The 2,603-nt window shown below is 72.8% G+C and carries 2 protein-coding genes; both read left to right on the top strand.

Annotation, left to right across the window (positions count from 1 at the left end; translation table 11 throughout):
- The first annotated feature begins 173 nt into the window (after positions 1–173).
- Entirely contained in the window at positions 174–971 is a 798-nt protein-coding gene (locus FOE67_RS22380) for an SGNH/GDSL hydrolase family protein (RefSeq protein ID WP_182666646.1), read from the top strand.
- A 109-nt stretch (positions 972–1,080) separates the two neighbouring features.
- On the top strand, positions 1,081–2,442 hold the full coding sequence (purB, locus tag FOE67_RS22375; RefSeq protein WP_438874281.1) for an adenylosuccinate lyase: 1,362 nt from the start codon (positions 1,081–1,083) through the stop codon (positions 2,440–2,442).
- Positions 2,443–2,603: the final 161 nt, after the last annotated feature.

The following is a 2,603-nucleotide window of genomic DNA, read 5'->3' as shown; positions in this document are numbered from 1 at the left end:
GGCCGGGCGGGGTCCACGGTGATACAGCCGGGCAGCAGGAACAGGCAGGCGACGGTGGCCGGGAGCTTGCGGATCACGTCCGGGTCCAACGACGGTGTCCCCGTGGGGTGACGGGACGCGCCGGGCGGGGGGCGGGGAACCACCCGGAAGGCCCGGGTAGCATCGTCGGCACCATGGAACGCACGCCTGTTGTCGAGAGCTTTGTGGCCGTCGGGGACTCCTTCACCGAGGGCATGTCGGACGCGCTGCCCGGGGGCGGGTACCGCGGGTGGGCCGACCTGTTGGCCGACCGTCTGGCCGGGGAGCACGCGGGGTTCCGGTACGCCAATCTGGCCGTGCGGGGAAAGCTGATCGGGCAGATCGCGGACGAGCAGGTGGACCGCGCGGCGGCGATGCGTCCCGATCTCGTCTCGCTGGTGGGCGGGTTGAACGACGTGCTGCGACCGCGCTGCGACCAGGCCCGGGTGCACGCCCGGCTGGAGGAGGCGGTGGAGCGGCTGGCCCCGGCCTGCGGGCGCCTGCTGCTGATGCGCAGTCCGGGCCGGCGGGGTCCGGTGCTGGAGCGCTACCGGGGGCGCATGGAGGCGCTGTTCGAGCACATCGAGGATCTCGCGGCCCGGCACGGCGCGCTGGTGGTGGACCTGTACGGGGCGCCGGTGCTGGGCGACCCGCGGTTGTGGGCGGACGACCGGTTGCACCTGACCGCGGAGGGGCACCGTCGGGTGGCCGAGGCGGTGTGGCAGGCATTGGGGTATCCGGCGCGGGAGGAATGGCACACACCGCTGCCGGAGGCGGTGCTTCCGGCGTGGACGGCACGTCGGCGGGCGGATCTGCGGTTCGCCCGCCGACACCTGTTGCCGTGGGTCGGTCGCCGTCTGACCGGTCGGTCGTCGGGGGACGGGAGGCCGCCCAAACGCCCGGAACTGCTGCCGGTGGACGTGGAACCGGACCACGTGACGGACCGGTGGTGAGGCCGGGCGGTCGGGGACGCCCGGGACCCCGGCGACCTCGTAGAATCCGGGTGTGACACAGAAGCCGCAGATCCCCAACGTCCTGGCCGCCCGCTACGCCTCCCCCGAGATGGCCCGTCTGTGGTCCCCGGATCACAAGATCGTCCTGGAGCGGCGGCTGTGGCTGGCCGTGCTCAGGGCCCAGCGGGATCTCGGGGTGGAGGTCCCCGATGGCGTGGTCGAGGACTACGAGCGGGTGCTGGAGCGGGTGGACACCGACTCGATCGCGGAGCGGGAGCGGGTCACCCGGCACGACGTGAAGGCCCGCATCGAGGAGTTCAACGCGTTGGCCGGGCACGAGCACGTGCACCGGGCGATGACCTCGCGGGACCTGACGGAGAACGTGGAGCAGCTGCAGGTCCGCAGCGCGCTGGAGCTGGTGCGGGATCGCACCCTGGCGGTGCTGGCGCGCATGGTGCGGCTGGCGACCGAGCACGCCGAGCTGGTGGTCGTGGGGCGTTCGCACAACGTGCCGGCGCAGGCGACCACGTTGGGCAAGCGGTTCGCCTCGGCGGCGGAGGAACTGCTGCTGGCCCACCGGCGGGTGGAGGAGTTGCTGTCCCGTTACCCGTTGCGCGGCATCAAGGGGCCGGTGGGCACGGCCGGTGACATGCTCGATCTGCTGGACGGGGACGCCGGACGGTTGGAGGAACTGGAGGGGCGGGTCGCGGCCCACCTGGGTTTCGAGCGGGTGATGACGTCGGTGGGCCAGGTCTACCCGCGCTCGCTGGACTGGGAGGTGGTCACCGCCCTGGTGCAGTTGGCGGCGGCGCCGTCCTCGCTCGCCACGACGATCCGGTTGATGGCCGGGCAGGACCTGGTGACCGAGGGGTTCCGGCCGGGGCAGGTGGGATCCTCCGCCATGCCGCACAAGATGAACACCCGTTCCTGTGAGCGGATCAACGCGTTGGCGGTGGTGTTGCGCGGGCACGCCGTGATGGTGGGCGAGCTGGCGGGCACCCAGTGGAACGAGGGTGACGTCTCCTGCTCGGTGGTGCGGCGGGTGGCGCTGCCCGACGCCTTCCTGGCGTTGGACGGGCTGTTCGAGACGATGCTCACGGTGCTGGACGAGTTCGGGCCGCACCCGGCGGTGATCGAGCGGGAGCGGGAGCGCTACCTGCCGTTCCTGGCGACGACCGCCTTCCTCACCGCCGCCACCCGGGCGGGGCTGGGGCGGGAGACCGCCCACGAGTTGATCAAGGAGCACGCGGTGGCGACCGCGCTGGCGCTGCGCGAGGGGGCCGCGGAGAACGATCTGGTGGAGCGGATCGCCGGGGACCCCCGGATCCCGCTGGACCGGGACGTGCTGGAGCCGCTGGCCCGTACCCCCCGGGTGGGCAACGCGTCGGCCCAGATCGAGGCCCTGAGCCGGGAGATCGGCAAGGAGGCGGGGGGCGAGGCCGGGCGGTACACCCCGGGCGGCATCATCTGATCCGCCCGGTCCGGCCGCCGGGCGTGTACCGTCCGGCGGCCGGACGGGGTGGCCCCGGTCCCGTCGCACGGAAAGGGCGGGAAAGGTCGGGAAAGGTCGGGAAATGAGGGAAAGAGGGGAAACGGGGGAAAGGGGGAGGCGTGCGGGAAAGGGATGACGGG

Source organism: Streptomyces calidiresistens (assembly GCF_014141525.1).
Lineage (GTDB): Bacteria > Actinomycetota > Actinomycetes > Streptomycetales > Streptomycetaceae > Streptomyces > Streptomyces calidiresistens.
Note: the sequence above shows the minus strand (reverse complement) of the source record. Positions and strands in the feature narration are given on the sequence as shown.

What these genes read in the sequence shown, in the direction of transcription:
- FOE67_RS22380 (WP_182666646.1), top strand. Translation starts at nt 174, where the DNA reads ATGGAACGCACGCCTGTTGTCGAGAGCTTTGTGGCCGTCGGGGACTCC.
- purB (WP_438874281.1), top strand. Translation starts at nt 1,081, where the DNA reads ATGGCCCGTCTGTGGTCCCCGGATCACAAGATCGTCCTGGAGCGGCGG.